This is a genomic window from Leifsonia sp. SIMBA_070, from assembly GCF_046534635.1.
In the GTDB taxonomy this organism is placed as follows: Bacteria; Actinomycetota; Actinomycetes; order Actinomycetales; family Microbacteriaceae; genus Leifsonia.
The window spans coordinates 131,162-146,869 of the sequence record NZ_JAWRYK010000002.1; the positions used below are offsets into that span (position 1 = coordinate 131,162).

Sequence of the window (15,708 nt, forward strand, 5' to 3'; positions counted from 1 at the left end):
CCTTCTCCCCCCCTACGAACTTGCCGCCGGGCGACGGCAGGCGGGTCAGCGGGCGAGCGTCTGCTCGCAGGCGAGCAGGGTCACGCCGACGCTCCAGGCGTGCGAGAGCGTCAGCAGCATCCCCTTGGGCTGGAAGCAGGCGGTCTGGTAGTAGCGCTCGCTGACCATGCCACGGTAGGCGTTGAAGTCGCCGTCCTCGCGCGCGATGAACTGGCGGAAGCAGGCGAGCGTCTCGTCCGCGCGCTCTGCGTAGTGCGGGTCGTCGAGGGCGGCGGACAGCTCGCGCAGTTCGGCCGTGCAGACCAGGCCGTACGCGTGGAGGTGCTGATTCGACGGGGAGGCGTTGTCGGCCCCGCGGGTGCGGAAGTCGTACGCGCCGAGCAGCGTGTGCTGCGGGAACTCGACGTCGTAGCTGTAGCGGAAGGTCAGCATCCAATCGGCCGCGCGGCGCGCGACGTCGAGCCAGTGCGCATCGCCGGTCGCGCGGTGCAGAGCGACGTAGGCCATGACGGCGGCGTAGCCGTCTTCGGAGGTCGGCGCCAGGTCGACGTCCTCCGGAGCGCCGTGGATGAACTCCCGGTCGACGAACTGCTCGTAGTACCGACCCGCTGCGAGCGCAGCCGGGAGGTACCGGCCGTCGCGGTCGGCGGCCGCCACGAGGGCCGCGATCCAGGTGAGGCCGGAGGCGCCCGACCACGACAGGACCTCTCCGGTCTCCGCGTGGTGCACCGACCCGAGGTTGCCGTCGCCGCGCTGCCGGCCCACGACGACGTCCAGGTTGGAGCGGATGGCGTGCTCCCACTGCGGATGCGCGTCGAGCCCCTGCGCCCGGATCAGGAACAGCGTCGCCTCGGCGAGGGTGCGCGAGTGGAGGCCGCGCTTCAGCTCGGTCCAGCTCTGCGTCCAGCCGTGGTCGCGGTACCAGACGCCCCAGAAGGTTCCGGAGGGCGACAGGGACGCGGTGATGAAGTCGATGACGCGGCGTGCCGCCTCCGCTTCGTCAGGACGGCCGGTGCGCAGGCCGTGGGCGAGGAGCGCGTACGCCCACGGGATGCCGCTGACCCAGCCGACGTGCATCGCCTGCCGGTCGACCGTGAGCCCATCGCGCCCGCTCACCTCGCGGTCGAAGCCGACGGTCTCCAGCAGCACGCCGGGATCGGGGTCGTAGTGCCAGGTGAGGAGGCCCTCAGCGGTAAGGTCGGCGGCGGTCGCCACGTCCATCCACGGGTTCTCGGGCGCCCGGGCGACGGACTCGGCGTGCAGCGAGCGCAGGATGGGTGCGTACGCGTGACGGGAGGCGTCCAGCGCGAAGACCCGCACCGCCAGCTCCACCGTCTCTCCGGGGAGGAAGCGGTGCGTGGTGACGTCTGCCGGTCGCGGACGGGCGTCCCCGTAGTAGGTGACCGGGTACTCGCGATACGGGAAGCGGAGGCTGACGGTCGCGTCGCCCCACTCCGGGTCGTGCGCGAGGCCGAGACCGGTGAGTCCGAGCGGGGATGTCTCGTCGGCCGCCAGCGCGACCCCTCCGCGCTCCGGTCCCGCCCAGGCGAAGACGGCCGGGGTCGCCGCGCGGTCGGCGCGGAACTCCCACGTGTCGCTCACCAGGGCGGCGTGCTGCTCCGGCGAGCGCGCACCCACCTCGAACCGGGGGAACGCGCGGGTGTTCTCGGCGGGCCGGTTCTCGCCGTAGAAGGCGCCGGGGATCAGCCACCACGGGTCGTCGGCGCCGTGCACCGGGGCCTCGACGAGCACCGATCCGTCGGCCGGCTCCGCGCCGGTGTAGGTGACCCGAACGCTCAGCCGCCATCCGGGCTCGGCTTCGGTCCAGTCGAATCGCACCTCTGCCGCCTCCGCGGCAGGCCCGACGACGGTCGCCCGAACCTCCGGCCGTGCGCTCACGACAGGGGGCGCTCGATCAGGTCGACCTCGCGGATGGGCGCCGCTGGGTCGGCCGGGACCACGAACGTCCGCAGTTGGGACGGCCCGAAGTCCTCCTCGATGGTCCGCCCGACGACCGGGAGCTCGATGCGCGAGCGTCCGCCCTCGCCGCGGGTCTCGACCGCCCGCACGACCAGGTCCGCCCCTCCGGGCGCGTCCGTCGCATCCTCCGTGCCCTTGAACGCGGTGACCATGACGCTGCCGCCCCCGTCTCCCGCGAACGAGTTGACCGGAGGAAGCGCGCCGTCGTGGAACGACTCCTGCATCGCCCGCACCGGGTTGCCCAGCACGAGCGCGCGGCGCACCGGGTCGGCCTCCCGCCAGTCGCCGGCGTGCGGGACCAGCTCGTAGCTGAATCGCTGAACGCCCTGATCCTGGAAGGAGTAGATGCCCTCGGGGTCGAGGAGGCGCGGGTCGTGCCACGAGTAGACGGGGCTACGCACGGCGGTCACGCCGATGCTCGGCTGGTCGCCGGGCGAGACGTCGTAGGCGTGCTTGTTCGTGGTGATCACAGTCAGTCCCGCCGCCGTGCCGTCGACCGTCCCGGTGAGGTCGACCCACGACTGCGCGGGCTCCTCTGCTCCGTCCACGGGACGCTCCAGGTGGCCGAACGGGATCTCGTAGGTGGCCGCCGGCTCCTCCAGCACCGTGGGGAAACGCAGCTTCAGCAGGTGCGCCTGCTCGCGCCAGTCCAACGTCACGTTGACACGCAGCACCGGCGAGTCGTGGTCGAGGATGAACTCCTCCACGAGGGTGGATGCGCCCCACTCCCGCTCCACCCGCACACGCGACCGCAGCGGGCCGGCCTCGCGCACCACGATCCGCTTCAGCGCCATGGAGGCGCCGGGCCACGCGTACGAGACGACGCGGTGACCCCAGGTGTCGGTCGGGTCGTCGTTGATCTGGGTGTGCTGCGTGCCGTCGACCCCGGCCATCACATCCACGCCCGTCGCCTTGACCAGGTAGGACGAGATCCAGCCGGTCTCCTGGTCGATGCGGATGCGGACGTGGTCGTTCTCGAGGGTGTCCGCGGTGACGGTCAGGCCGCCGGAGACCGGACCCGAACCGGCAGCGGAGACGACGCCAGGGCCGGGACCGGGACGGAGGCGGTAGAGCCGGTACCCGAGTGCCGGCACCTCGGCGCGGAACACGACGGCGCCGCGCGAGACGTCATCCGTCGTCGCGGTCGGCTGCGAGCCCTGCGAGACGACCTGCTCTCCGGTCTCGTCGACCACGTGCACGCCGGTGCGCTGGCCGCCGTACTGGAAGTCGACGTCCACCGCGACCGCCCAGGGGTGCGGGTTGAAGACGAGGACCGGCTGCGTGCCGTCCTCGCGGTCCACCTGCACCTGGCGGGCGAGGATGTTGTGGGCGCGGGTGACGATGCGCTTCGAGATCGCCACGGCCTCCCCCAGCTGGTCGCGTGCGTCGTCGTACGACGGCTCGATGGCTGAGCCGGGGAGGATGTCGTGGAACTGGTTGAACAGCACCTGCTTCCACGCGGTCTCCAGCTGCTCACGCGGGTACGCCACCCCGTCGGTCGCGGCGACCACGGCGGCCCAGCGCTCGGCGTTCAGCACCGCGAACTGCGCGCGCCGCTGCCACGCCTTGATGCCGGAGTGGGACGAGTAGCAGCCCGGAGCGTGGTGCTGCAGGTCGTCGCGGCGCACCGGGAGCGCGTCGAGGAACGCCTCGCCCCGGCCCAGCACCTCGTCGAAGTAGGTGCGCGGTGAGGACATCGTCATCCTTCCGAAGGAGCCCATCCGGTCGTACCGGTGGATGGACTCGATGTTGGCGATCGTGGGGCCGCCACCGTGGTTGCCCACGCCGTAGAACACCATCGCGACGGCGTTCTCGCCGAAGCCGACGCTGCGGTCGAGCGAGGCGAGCGACTTCTCGGTCTGGCCGTCGACGGAACCGCCCGGGCTGCCGTACTCGAATGGGATGCGGTAGGCGAGCACGCGCGAGCCGTCCGGCGCCTCCCACCAGAACAGCGAGGCCCCGAAGTCGGACTCGTGCGGGCCCGGACGAAGGAACGTGTACGAGTCCATTCCCTGCCCGCGCAGGATCTGCGGCAGCATCGCGTTGTGGCCGAACGGGTCCACGTTCATCCCGACGGTCGCCGGCGTGCCGAAACGGGACTCCAGGTAGCGCTGGCCGTACAGGCCCTGGCGCACGAAGCTCTCGCCCATCGGCATGTTGTTGTCCGGCTCGACCCACCAGCCGCCGACGTTCACCCAGCGGCCCTCGGCGACACGCTCCCTGATGCGCTCGAACAGCTCGGGGTCGGACTCCTCCACCCAGCTGAGCAGCACGATCTGGTCGCAGGTGAACACGAAGTCGGGGTACTCCTCCATGCGCTGGATGGCCGACCAGAAGGTGGCGCGCGCCTCCTGGTAGCCCTCCTGCCACGGCCACAGCCACACCGGGTCGAGGTGGGCGTTGCCGATCATGTGGAGGGTGCGCTGCGGCGTCGCGGACGGGCGCGGGGACGTGGGGAGGTCACGCGGCTGGGTTCCGGCCGGCGCGTTCGCGACGGGAGCGTTCGGGGCGGCCTCGGCGGCGGTGGCGGCGATCTCGGTGTCGCCCTTCCCGGTGCGCGGGGTGGTCACAGTGCGTACTCCTCGTCGCCGTCGGCCCAGGCGTCCACGATCTCCGAGAGCACGTGGAGCATGAAGGTGTGGAACTCCTGGATCCTCGGGGTGGTCGTGGACGGGCTGAGCAGCGCGTAGTCGGCGAACTGCCTGGCCGGGCCGCCGTCTCCTCCGCCGAAGAGCACGGTGGTGGCGCCGGCTGCCTTCGCCGCTTCGAGCGCTGAGACGATGTTCGCACTCCGGCCGCTGGTGGTGAAGGCCGCCACAACGTCGCCGGGCCGGGCGAGGCCCTCCACCTGGCGCGAGAACACGTCGTCGTACGAGTAGTCGTTGGCGATGCAGGTCATCGTGGTCGGGTCGGTGCTCAGCGTCACCGCACCGAGCGGACGGCGGTCGCGCTTGTAGTGCCCGATGATCTCGCCGGTGAAGTGCTGAGCGTCCGCAGCGCTTCCGCCGTTGCCGAACGTGTAGAGGATGCCGCGCTCGGCGAACGCGTCGCACAGCACCTTCCCCACCTCGCGCAGGGCGGGCAGCAGCTTCTCGCCCTGCTCGGCGACCTGGATGTGCGCTTCCAGCTGTTCCCGCATCCACTCAGCCACGGGGGCCTCCCTTGCTAGCACCGACGCCCGCACCGGCGAGCTGATCGAGACGATCGAAGGCGACGGCGCCCGCGCCGACGACGCAGACCTCGTCGCCGAGTCCGGCGAGCACCACGGTGGAGGCCGCGGCGGCCGGCGGCATGGCGTCCGCCGCCACGCGCTCCCGCACGGGGAGGAGCAGGGCGTCGCCGGAGCGGGTCACCCCGCCGCCGAGGACGACGAGGTCGGGCTCGAAGACATTGACCAGGTCGGTGAGGGCGGTGGCGAGGACGTCGACGGTCTCCTCCCACAGCTCGGAGGCGAGGGCATCGCCGGCGGCAGCGGCCGCGACCACGTCCTCCGCGCGGACGGCCGGCAGCTGCGCGAGCGCCGACCCCTGGCCGCGTTCTGCGACGGCCTCCCGGGCGCGCAGGGCGATCGAGGTTCCGGAGGCGTAGCCCTCCAGGCAGCCGCGGCGCCCGCACAGGCAGGGGCGGCCTCCCGTGCGGACCATGACGTGACCGAATTCGCCGCCGTTGCCCGCTGCGCCGCGGTGCAGGCGGCCGTCGATGACGGCGCCGCCGCCGATCCCTGTCGAGATCGTCAGGTAGACCATGGTGTCGGCGTCGCGGGCCGCGCCGTAGCGGAACTCGCCGAGAGCACCGGCGGTCGCGTCGTTCTCGAGCACCGCGGGGACACCGAACTCGCGCTCGGCCAGCTCGACGATGGGGAGGTCGATCCAGCCCGGGAGGTGCAGCGGCCCGGTGAGCACGCCCGCCGTGGCGTCGAGCGGACCGCCGCAGGAGATGCCGACCGCCTCCACGTCGAGGCCCGACGTGGAGATGGCGCGCCGGCCCATGGCGAACAGCCTGGGAACGATTACATCCGGACCCTCCTCGCGGCGGGTGGGTTCGACGGTGAGTCCGTGGGTTCGACCGTCCTCTGTGACCACACCGACGGCGAGCTTGGTGCCGCCGATGTCGAGCGAGAGGACGGCTCGGAGGCCGTTTGCCATCATGTCCTTCCGGGGTGGAGCACGACCCCGCCTGCGCTGGTGGATCGTATGGGATCGTTCCCACAGATCCTAGAACGCCGCACCCGACCCGGTCAACACGACCCGCCCGCTCCGTACCTCCCCCGCGCCCCGCCGCCCACCGTCGAGTACACACTTTTTGCACGCTGGAGGCTCGAAAACGTGCAAAAAGTGTGAACTCGACGGTGGGCGGCGGAACGGTCGAGGGACGGAAGGGCGGAGGGCGCGTCAGGGGGCGTCGAGGAAGGCGAGGAGGTACGGGAGGGTGCGTCGGAGGGCGGCGGAGTCGCCGGCGGCGGCGAGGCGCTCGCCCAGGTAGTCGCCGTGGATGCCGGGGACGATCAGGAGGCGGGCGTCGGGGAGGAGGGCGACCAGCTCCACGAAGTGGGAGGCGCGGACGACGTCGTGGTCGGCGCCCACCACGAGGGTGGGCGCGGCGATGGAGGCGAGCAGCTCGTCGGGGAAGTCCTCGAACCCGAGCATGAGCTCCTTGTCCAGCTCGAACATCCGGCGGGCGTGCTCCGGGTCGCGGCTGACCGCGAGGTCGGCCTCCCGGTACGGCGTGGGCAGGTCGTCGAACGTGCCGGCTGCGAGCCCCTCCCAGAAGCCGTCGATCATCGCCGAGCGGCGCACCGGCGCGGAGGCCGCGATCAGCCGCCGGACGGCCTGAGGGTGACGCGCGGCGAGTTGCAGTGCGACCTGACCGCCGTTGCTGAAGCCGAGCACGTCCACCGGACCGAGACCGAGACGGGCCAACAGGTCGGCGACGTCGTCCGCCGACTCCTCGAAGCCTGCCGGCCGGTCGCCGGACGGCGTCCGGCCGTGCCCCTGGAGCTCGACGGCCAGCACCGACCGCGTCGGGGCGACGAGCGGGAGCAGCAGCCCCCAGTTCGTCTCGATCGTCGAACCGCCGCCGTGGACGAGCAGCAGCGGCGGATTCGGCGAGTCCGGGTCGCCGTGCCAGGCGTGATAAAGCGGGATGCGGTCCACGCCCGCAGGCTAGCCGAGCGGCGCGACCGTGTCGACCGTCGCGCCGGCGCCGAGCGGCGCGACCGTGTCGACCACCGCATCCCCCGCCTGCCCGAGCCGGGCGCCGCCCACGCGCACGTCCGCCGCGAGCCGCTGCCGCTTGCGCACGCCCTCGCCCGCGCGCACGGCGAAGCGCAGTCGCACCGTCTCGCCGGCGCCGGCGACGACGGAGGACGGCTCCGGACGGCTCCACCCGGGGGGCGTCACCAGCTCGGCCACGACCTCCCGCGGCTCGTCGAAGACGTTCACCACGACGACCTCGTACGTCAGCTCCGCACCGGCAGGCACACGCTGGTAGAACGGCTCGACCAGGACCACGTTGCCATCGGCCGGCGGCAGCATCCCGCCGTCCGGCAGCAGGCCGTCGTGGATCGCGGCGAGCTCGTCGCCCTGTTCGGTGAGCAGCTGCAGGTAGTCCTCGTCGACCTCGCGGCCCTGCCAGTGGCCGGTGATCATGAGACCGGGGGCGACCTTCCGGTACAGCGCAGCGCTCTGGATGAAGTCGTCCCGCCGGAAGCGGTTGCGGTACTGGTAGTTGAGGATCTCCCGCTGCACGCCGAGCCGGCCCTCGGCGGTCTGCTGGTCGCCGGTCGCGAGGACGCGGACGCCGTCCACCTCGAACTCGAACGCCGCCGCGTACAGCGTGTGGCCGGGCAGCTCATGGGTGACGAACTCGTACTCGCGCCAGCGCACCGTCTCGCCGAGCGGCAGCACGCGGTCGGCCGGGATGGGCTCGAACCACTGGCAGGGCAGGTCGGTCCTCATCGGGTCGGCCATGATCGGCGCGACGTTCTCGGGCAGCCACACCTGGGTGCCCTCCACGTCGCGCAGCAGGTTGAGCCCCGCGATGTGGTCGTCGTGGTAGTGCGTGCCGAGCACGACCTCCACCGAGGTCACGCCGAAGTCGCGCTTGAGCGCGGGCAGCGAGGCGAGCCAGGGCCGCCGCGCGGCGCGGTCGGTGCCTGCCGGCCAGCCGGTCGACATGTCGTAGCCGTAGTCGATGAACAGCGCGGCGCCGGAGTCGCTGAGCAGCACGTACACGCACGAGTTGGCGGTGCGGTTGAGCAGCAGGTGGTCGGTGAGGCGGACGAACGGCCGTTCCAGCCAGTCGCGCAGGTCCCACGGGTTGGTGCGGCGGGAGTCGACGTACTCGCCCATCCGCGTCGCCAGCCGATCGAGCGCCGCCATGCCGTCGGGCATCGGCTCGCCGTGCGATGGGAGGAGGATGCCGGGCTCCTCCTCCTGCAGCAGCAGGGAGGAGAGCACGGTCATGGCCGGCCCCTCGTTCTCGGTGTACGACCACTGCGTTGCCGCCAGCGACCACACCTTCCCTGGCGCGTAGATCAGGTCGCCGGTGAAGGCGACGCGTGTGTCACCGCGGTCGACGAGGTAGCTGACCGACCCCATGGTGTGACCGGGCGTCGGGAGGGTGCGGACGTCGATCCCGCCGAACCGGGCCGTCCGGTACTCCGGGACGGTGCCTGCGATCGGCACGGGGTCGAGCAGCGAGAAGCGGTCCTGCCGCAGGTTGTAGTCGTTGTACAGGGCCCGGGCGGACCACATCTCGTCGACGCGGGCGAACAGGTCCTGCTCCACCGGCGGCACGAAGATCGGGATGCCCGCCGCGACCGCCCGCGGGAGGCCCTGCCCCTGGTCGCGGTGGTGGTGGGTCATCAGCACGGCGTCGAGCGTGTCGAGACCGAGTTCGTGGAGGTGGTCGAGGACGTCACCCGAGCCGAAGTCGATCGCGATGGCGCCGCCAGGCGCGGTGTCGGCATCATCGTCGGACCCGGACGCCTCCGTCGATCCCGACGCCTCCGTCATGATGACGTAGACGTTGCAGGTGTCCGCGAACCGGTGGACGCCGGGAGCGACCTCGGTGAACGCGCTCATACCGTGGTCGGCTCCTTCTCGGCGCGCTCGCCCCGTTCCTCGCGGGCCGTGCGGTAGCCGCGCCACAGCTCCGCGATCTCGTCGAGGTCGGCGTCGGTCACCGCCTCGCGGCTGCTGTCGATGGATTCGACGTAGTACAACGCCGGAACGCCCAGTTCGGGCTGGATGCGCGAGTAGGCCAGCCACTCGTCGCGGTTCGGCATCGGCCACTGGTCCGTGTCGATCGGGTGCCCAGGGAGCGACGCCGCCGCGATGTCGTGACGGAAGCGCAGCTGGTCGGCGACGGGCACCGGGTCGCCGTGGACGGAATCCTCGAGCACGTCGTTGAGGCGCACCATGTCGGTGACGCCCGAGAACGAGGGATGCACGGTGTGCGTGACCACCAGCGCATCCGGCTTCGCGGCCTTGGCCGCCTCGTGGATGGTGCGGACGATCGCGTGCAGCGCGCTGACGCCCCACACGTCATCGGCGTGGGTGCGGAGGGTGACGCCGGACGGAGCGCGCTGGGTGAAGTCGACCTTGAAGCCGTCGGCGTCCAGCCCGTCCGGGGACACCATCCGCGTCACCTGCTCGGCCAGGGCCTCCAGGTACGCCGGGTTGGACGGGTCGACGGCGACCGGGCGGCCGGCCGTGTCGCGGACGGTCAGCTCCGGGGGGAGCCCGGAGGGGTCCCACGCCTTGAACCAGAGCAGGACGCGCTGGCCGTCGGCGTGCCGATCGTCGATCCAGCCGCGCAGGTCGGGCCACTTCTCGGTGTCGACCGTGTTGGTGCCGTAGTCGGCCTGCCAGCGGTCGTCGATGACGACGGTGCCCGGGTGGAGGTCGCGCTCGGCGAGCCGCCGCAGCCACCGGTCGTAGAGGTACTGGCGGGCGAGGTCGGGAGCGAAGGCGGCGCCGGCGGGGAGCACGAAGCCGTCCGCGTTGTCGGTGGCGAGCGCCTCGCCCTCGTGGCTCATCCGCACGGCGAGCGCGCACTGCGCGCCCCACCCGCAGAAGATCGGCTGGTGCCACCACTCGGCGCTTTCGCCGGCCGGCTCCGCCCAGCCCCGGGCCAGCAGGTCGTCGCGGTAGTCGCGGATGATCGTCAGCGGTGCACCGGCCGGCCGGAGCACGAACTCCGGCGACACCCAGCCGCCGGCCCGCACGCGGGTGTGGCCCTCGTAGGTGAGCCGGAACAGGAAGCCGCCGTCGATCGCGTCGTAGCGGAACGTCGTGAAGCCCAGCTGCGCGATCGGAGCGACGACCGAGACCCCGAGCCAGTCGCCGACGGGCATGTCGGTCGGGCCGTGCGGCGCATCGGGCGCGATGGAGGGGCGTCCCAGGCCGTAGACGAGCGGCGGCGGCGAGAAGATTCCGTGCAGCCGGCCCGGCTCTGCGTCGCCCACCACGCCGAGCTGCGCCTGCGTGTTCGATGGCCGCACCACCTGGATGGGCTCGGTCGGGGTCGGCACGAACACCGACGGGAAGCGGATACCCGAGCGGAAGGTCCCGGCCGCGCCGGTGGGGAGGGCGGCCTGTCCGCCGAACATCGTGAGGTCGCCGATGCGGGCGTCGTCGTCCTCGGTCGTCACCTCCACGCGAGCGCGGACCTCGCCGGGCGTGCAGTGCAGCACGACGGCCTTGGTCGCCCAGGCGCTCGAGTCGGTCAGCATGGTGATGCGGACGGAGCCGTCGGGCTCCTCTTCCACGGTGACGGACGTCGGCCCCGCGGACTCGTCGGGGATGCCGATCCGGTCGACGCTCGCCAGCAGCGAGAGGTCGCTCCAGATCTCGCCGTCGGGGCCGGCGATGGTGGCGCGCGGCCGCGTCAGCGCCACGCCGAGCGTGTACGCGGGGGCGACCAGCACGACCTCGGTCGCGCTGCGGGTGACGGTGATGTCCTGGGTGGTCTGCATGGTCCTTGGGGGTCAGAGGGCGGCGAGAGCCGTCACGGAATCGACGAGGGAGGAGCCGCCTGCTCCGGTGGTGCTGATGCGGAATCGGGGTTCGGGTGCGAACGACACGTCGAGGGTGGCGCGCTCGTCGCCGAGCGTCCACTCCAGGGCGAGTGAGCCGTCCGCCTCCACACGGTAGCGGAACTCGCCCGAGAAGGCCGGGTGCTCCGTCCGCAGCCGCACGAGGGCGAGCTGCGCGCGGGTCACCTCGCTCTCGAGCGCGGCCTGCACCTCCTGCTCGGTGTAGACGTGGCGGTTCACGTCGCGGCCCTGGCCCGTGCGCTCGAACAGGGCGATGTCGTCCAGGCCGCCCAGCAGGCCCACGTAGTACAGCTGCGGGCGTCCGGGCAGCCAGAGCTGGACCGCACGGGCGAGCAGGTAGCTGCGGGCGTCCGCCCCGAGCGCGGAGAAGAAAGTGGCGTTGATCTGGTGCGGGAGGCTCATCCAGGCGGGGATGACGGAAGCGAGCGTCGAGTGCCCGTTCGTCGCCACCGCGGCCCGCGCGAAGATGGCGGCCATCTCGTCCTGGTCGATCAGTCCGGGGCGGTCGCCGGAGGGACCCGCGTCGATGACGCCGATACCGTCGTGCGTGTCGAGCACGGTGATGGCGTTCTGCGGGCGGATGCGCAGCCACTCGGCGAGGCGGTCCGAGGTGCCGGTTCCCAGGCTGTGGAGCAGCAGCGGGGCGAGGGCGAAGTCGTACACGAGGTCGACCAGCGGTGCGATCGCGAGCTGCTGCGAGTAGTGGGCGTGCACCTCCACCAGGACGCGCAGGCCCTCCTCGCGGGCGAGCGCGACGATCTCGCGGACGAAGTCCAGCGTCTGGAGCGTCATGAAGCTGTCGGAGCCGGGCGTCTTGACGGCGTAGCCGACCGCGTCGAGCCGGACCGTCGTCACGCCGCCCTCGCGAAGCGCGGCGAGGATCCGCCGCAGGTACGCTCTGGCGCGATCGTTCGCCACGTCGAGGTCGACCTGGCTGGGCATGAACGTCGTCCAGACCAGCCGCCTGCGGCCGTCCGCCATCCGGTACGCCGTGAACGGGAGGCCGGGGCGCGGACGGTAGAACGCGGTGATGTCGTGCTCGGAGGCGCCGTCGGGGAACACCGTGTCGAAGGTGAGGAACATCCCGTCGTGCGCGGACTCCTCCCCGAGTGCCAGCCAGTCGACGAACTCGGCCGACTCGCTGGAGACGTGGTTGACGATCAGGTCGGCGGTCACCTCGCGGCCGGCGGCGATCGCTCGGACGTCGTCCCAGGTGCCGAGTCGGGGGTCGACGGTGCCGTGGTCGATCGGGTCGAAGCCGGCGTCCGCGCCATCGAACGGCACGAAGAACGGCAGCAGGTGCACGCCCGCGAAGTCGCGCAGCGGCCCGTCGAGCAGGGCGCGGAGGCGCGGGAGGTCGCCGCCGAGGCGGTCGGCGTACGCCAGGAGGTCGACGCCGGTCACGACGTGGCCCCGCTGTGCGCGGTCCCGCGGCCGGTCGCGAGCTCGGCCGCAGAGGTTCCGCCGGACCCGGGACGCGCCGCACGGTCCGCGCTGGCGTCCGGCGTTCCCGGGTCCGACGGGGTCAGGGCCTCCACCAGGCGGGCGACGCCGCCGGCCGGGGAGGTGAGCATGGGGAGGTCGACGCCGGCCGCCTCCGCGGCAGCGGCCATCGAGGCCTGGGCGAGCACGAGGACCGCTGCAGGCTCGGAGCCGTCGGCCGGTGCCGCAGCGGAGCGGACGGCCTCGGCGATCAGCCGGTCGTGCCGCGCCTGGTCGCCGCCGGCACGCGCGGCGGCCGCGCCTTCGACGACGGTCGCCGTCACGGTCGCGTGGATGCCCTGCGCGGCGGCCTCCCGCTCGATCAGGCGGGTGGTCGGACCGAGTGTCGCAGTGTTCGTCGCCAGCACGACGATCCGGGGCGAACCCGAACCCGACGCCCCAGCACGGCGCGCGGCCTCGGCGGCCATGGCCGCATCGACCCGCACCACCGGGATGGGCAGCTGTGCGGCGGCCTCCTCGGCCGCCTCCCCGATGGACGAGCAGGTGACCAGGATGGCGTCGGCGCCCGACTCGGCGAGGTGACGGAGGTGCGACGCGACGCGCTCGCGCACGGCGGGCGTGACGCCCTCGGCGATGGCCGTCTCGAGCATCCACGCGTCGACCACGTGCTCGCGGCTGACGCCGGCCGCGGTGGCGCCGGGCAGAGCGGCGCCGGGCAGTGCGGCGCCCGGCAGCGCATCCGCGACGAGCGCGTCGAAGGTCGGAGCGAGCGCGGGAACGGTGTGGAGCAGTCCGGCGATCATCGGGCCTCCCGCCACGGCCGCGCCTCGCGGTCGACGACCTCGATCAGCGCCTCGAGGCGTGGAACGGAGAGCTCGCGGAGGGCCGACGGCACGTCGTCCTGACCGACCACGTCGCTCCACAGCGCGCGCCCGGCCAGGAAGCCACTGGCTCCGGCCCGGCAGGCCGCTTCGACAGCCGGCAGGAACGCCGGACGGTCGACGCCCTGCGAGAGCACCACCCACGGTCCGGTGATCGCTGCGTTCAGCCGTTGGCTGGCCTCCCGCTGCCCGGCCGCGTCGCCGGTGCCGGACATCGGGACCTGCACCTTGTAGAGGCTCTGGCCGGACGGGGACAGCTCGGCGGCGGCCTCCCGGATCGCGGCGTCGAGATCCCACGTGCCCGCGTCCAGCTCCTCGGGCGTCGCCCGGACCACCGGCTCCAGCACGGACAGGACGCCGCGGGAGCGGCACTCCGCGACGAAGCGCTCGACCAGGCGGACGCGCTGCTCGCGCTTCGCGTCGCGGCGCCAGATCACCAGCAGCTTCAGGGCGGACACGCCGGCCAGGTCGGTCTGCGTCAGGACGACCTCGTCGAGCGCGGTCTCCTCGACCGGCCCGCCGTCCTCCTGCGTCAGGTCGTCGGCGGCCAGGATCAGTCCGGTGGCGGCGGGCAGCACATCGCGCACGGCCTCGAAGCCGAAGTGCCGGTCGATGAGGAAGCCGGAGGCCAGCGGGCCGAGCGTCTCCGCCACATCCAGCTTGAAGCGGATGAGCACATCGTCGGCCGGACGACCGGCGCCCGCCAGGTCGAACATATGGCGGAGGCTCTCGCGCTGGTCCATCGCCACCATGGCGAGGCCGCCGGTCGGGCGGGCGATGGCGTCGAGGTCGAGGGTGGGGCGGGAGGCGGTGTCGGTCATGCGGGTACTTTCCGGTCGGGCGTCGCCGCCCCCACGAAGGCGTCCAGCAGGGCTGGATCGCCCGCGGAGGCGACGCTGTCGGCGCTGCGCAGCGGCAGCGAGGTGGTGAGGCCGGCCACGCGGTGCGCGGCGAGCAGGGCGGCTCCCGTGGCGACGGGCTCGGCGACGTCGGCGCGACGGAGGATGCCGGGGACGAGGCGCTGCTTCAGCCGCCACCAGGCGTCGTTCGCGGCGCCCGGCCCACCGAGCACGGCGAGCTCGGGGCGACGCGGGCCGGCGAGCTGCGTCTGGACGGCGTCCATCCAGGCGAGCTGCAGCGCGAGCCCGGTGAGGACGGCTGTGAGGGTCGCCGCCGGGTCGGCGGTCGGCCGCTCGCCGAGCTGGACAAGACGCAGCGACGCCGACGCATCGGGCGCGGGCGACTGGCGGCCGCGGAGGTAGGGGAGCAGGAAGGCGTCGAGCGGGCCGTCGGCGAGCGTCCTGGCCTGCTGCAGCACGTCGCGCCGGTCGGCGCCGGGGATCAGCTCGGCGAACGCCCACTCCACCAGGGCGCCCGCAGTGGGGTTGCCGGCGAGCAGCGTCAGGTGCCGTCCTTCCACGCCGCGGGCGAGGCTCATGCCCGCGCGGCGGGCCTCGTCGAGGGAGATGTCGCGGCCGGTGTCGCGGCCGACGTCGTCGCAGTCGCGGCGGCCGGCGTCCCCGGCGATCCGGAGCAGCGCCTCGGCCGTCCCGACGGAGTCGGCCGCGTCGCCGGGCTCGCGCGCGCCCGCGGCCCACGCCCCGACGGCGTGGTCGTGGCCGGCCACGACGACCGGCAGCCGGGCGGGCAGCCCGAGGGCCGCGGAGGCGTGCTCGGTCAGCGTCCCTGCGGCCTCGCCCGGCAGAGCGACGCGCGGAAAGCGATCGGGAGTCAGGCCGGCCAGCCCGAGCAGGTCGGCGTCGAAGCCGGCGGCGAGCGGATGGCCGGCGGCGGGGAGGCGGTAGGCCATGGTCCGCGCGGCGAGGGTGTGGTCGGTGACGGCCTCCCCGGTCAGGGCGGAGACGATGAGTGCATCCACTCCGAGCCAGCGGGCGTCGGCGAGCCGCGGGTCGTCGTCGGCCGCGAGCCGCAGCCAGTGGGTCAGCGGCGACTTGTCGGGGGCCGGAACGCCGGTCGCCCCGTAGAGCGCCTGCGCTCCGGCGGCGGCCACCAGCCTGTCGGCGGTGGCGCCGTCGCCGTCCGCCCAGCGGAGCAGGTCGCCCCGCGGCTCGCCATCGGGCCCGATGAGCGACCCGGTCTCGCCCATCGACGCCACTCCGAGGGCGGCGACGGGGTACGGGCTGTCGACGGCGACCTCCCGGATCGCACCGAGGACGACCGCCTGCAGCGCCTCGCCGGAGCGGGGTGTCGGCACGGTGAGGGTCCGCTCCTCGCGCACGGCGTCGCCGAGCACGGCCAGCGCCACCTTGGTGTTGGTGGTGCCGACGTCTACGCCGAGAGCGGCGAAAGGAGCGAGGGTCACGTATCCATTCTGTTCACTTC

General features: G+C 73.0%; 11 protein-coding genes. All 11 read right to left on the reverse strand.

Going from position 1 to position 15,708, the window contains the following annotated elements; genetic code table 11:
- Positions 1–45: 45 nt before the first annotated feature.
- The 11 genes from SB754_RS16325 to SB754_RS16375 all read right to left on the reverse strand — a co-directional run bounded on the left by SB754_RS16325 (position 46) and on the right by SB754_RS16375 (position 15,688).
- Positions 46–1,899, reverse strand: a complete 1,854-nt coding sequence (locus SB754_RS16325; RefSeq protein WP_410783468.1) for a hypothetical protein — start codon at positions 1,897–1,899, stop codon at positions 46–48.
- Positions 1,896–4,550: an alpha-mannosidase gene (locus SB754_RS16330; protein ID WP_410783469.1), complete on the reverse strand. Its 2,655-nt coding sequence runs from the start codon at positions 4,548–4,550 to the stop codon at positions 1,896–1,898. Before SB754_RS16330 ends, SB754_RS16325 begins: the two co-directional genes overlap by 4 nt.
- Positions 4,547–5,131 (reverse strand): SIS domain-containing protein, encoded by a 585-nt coding sequence (locus SB754_RS16335; protein ID WP_410783470.1) that lies wholly within the window; start codon positions 5,129–5,131, stop codon positions 4,547–4,549. The genes SB754_RS16330 and SB754_RS16335 overlap by 4 nt, the downstream gene beginning before the upstream one ends.
- Positions 5,124–6,128: an ROK family protein gene (locus SB754_RS16340; RefSeq protein ID WP_410783471.1), complete on the reverse strand. Its 1,005-nt coding sequence runs from the start codon at positions 6,126–6,128 to the stop codon at positions 5,124–5,126. Before SB754_RS16340 ends, SB754_RS16335 begins: the two co-directional genes overlap by 8 nt.
- 243 nt (positions 6,129–6,371) lie before the next feature.
- Positions 6,372–7,133 carry an alpha/beta fold hydrolase gene (locus SB754_RS16345; protein WP_410783472.1) on the reverse strand — a complete coding sequence of 254 codons (762 nt, stop codon included), beginning with the start codon at positions 7,131–7,133 and terminating at the stop codon, positions 6,372–6,374.
- 9 nt (positions 7,134–7,142) lie between these two features.
- Positions 7,143–9,065, reverse strand: coding sequence for an MBL fold metallo-hydrolase (locus SB754_RS16350; protein ID WP_410783473.1), 1,923 nt, complete (start codon positions 9,063–9,065; stop codon positions 7,143–7,145).
- On the reverse strand, positions 9,062–10,960 hold the full coding sequence (locus SB754_RS16355) for a hypothetical protein (RefSeq protein ID WP_410783474.1): 1,899 nt from the start codon (positions 10,958–10,960) through the stop codon (positions 9,062–9,064). Before SB754_RS16355 ends, SB754_RS16350 begins: the two co-directional genes overlap by 4 nt.
- 12 nt (positions 10,961–10,972) lie before the next feature.
- Positions 10,973–12,445: a sucrose phosphorylase gene (gene gtfA / locus SB754_RS16360; protein WP_410783475.1), complete on the reverse strand. Its 1,473-nt coding sequence runs from the start codon at positions 12,443–12,445 to the stop codon at positions 10,973–10,975.
- Positions 12,442–13,302, reverse strand: a complete 861-nt coding sequence (locus SB754_RS16365; RefSeq protein ID WP_410783476.1) for an aspartate/glutamate racemase family protein — start codon at positions 13,300–13,302, stop codon at positions 12,442–12,444. The genes gtfA and SB754_RS16365 overlap by 4 nt, the downstream gene beginning before the upstream one ends.
- Entirely contained in the window at positions 13,284–14,186 is a 903-nt protein-coding gene (locus tag SB754_RS16370; protein ID WP_410783477.1) for a hypothetical protein, read from the reverse strand. The genes SB754_RS16365 and SB754_RS16370 overlap by 19 nt, the downstream gene beginning before the upstream one ends.
- Positions 14,183–15,688 (reverse strand): FGGY-family carbohydrate kinase, encoded by a 1,506-nt coding sequence (locus SB754_RS16375; protein WP_410783478.1) that lies wholly within the window; start codon positions 15,686–15,688, stop codon positions 14,183–14,185. The genes SB754_RS16370 and SB754_RS16375 overlap by 4 nt, the downstream gene beginning before the upstream one ends.
- Positions 15,689–15,708 lie beyond the last annotated feature (20 nt).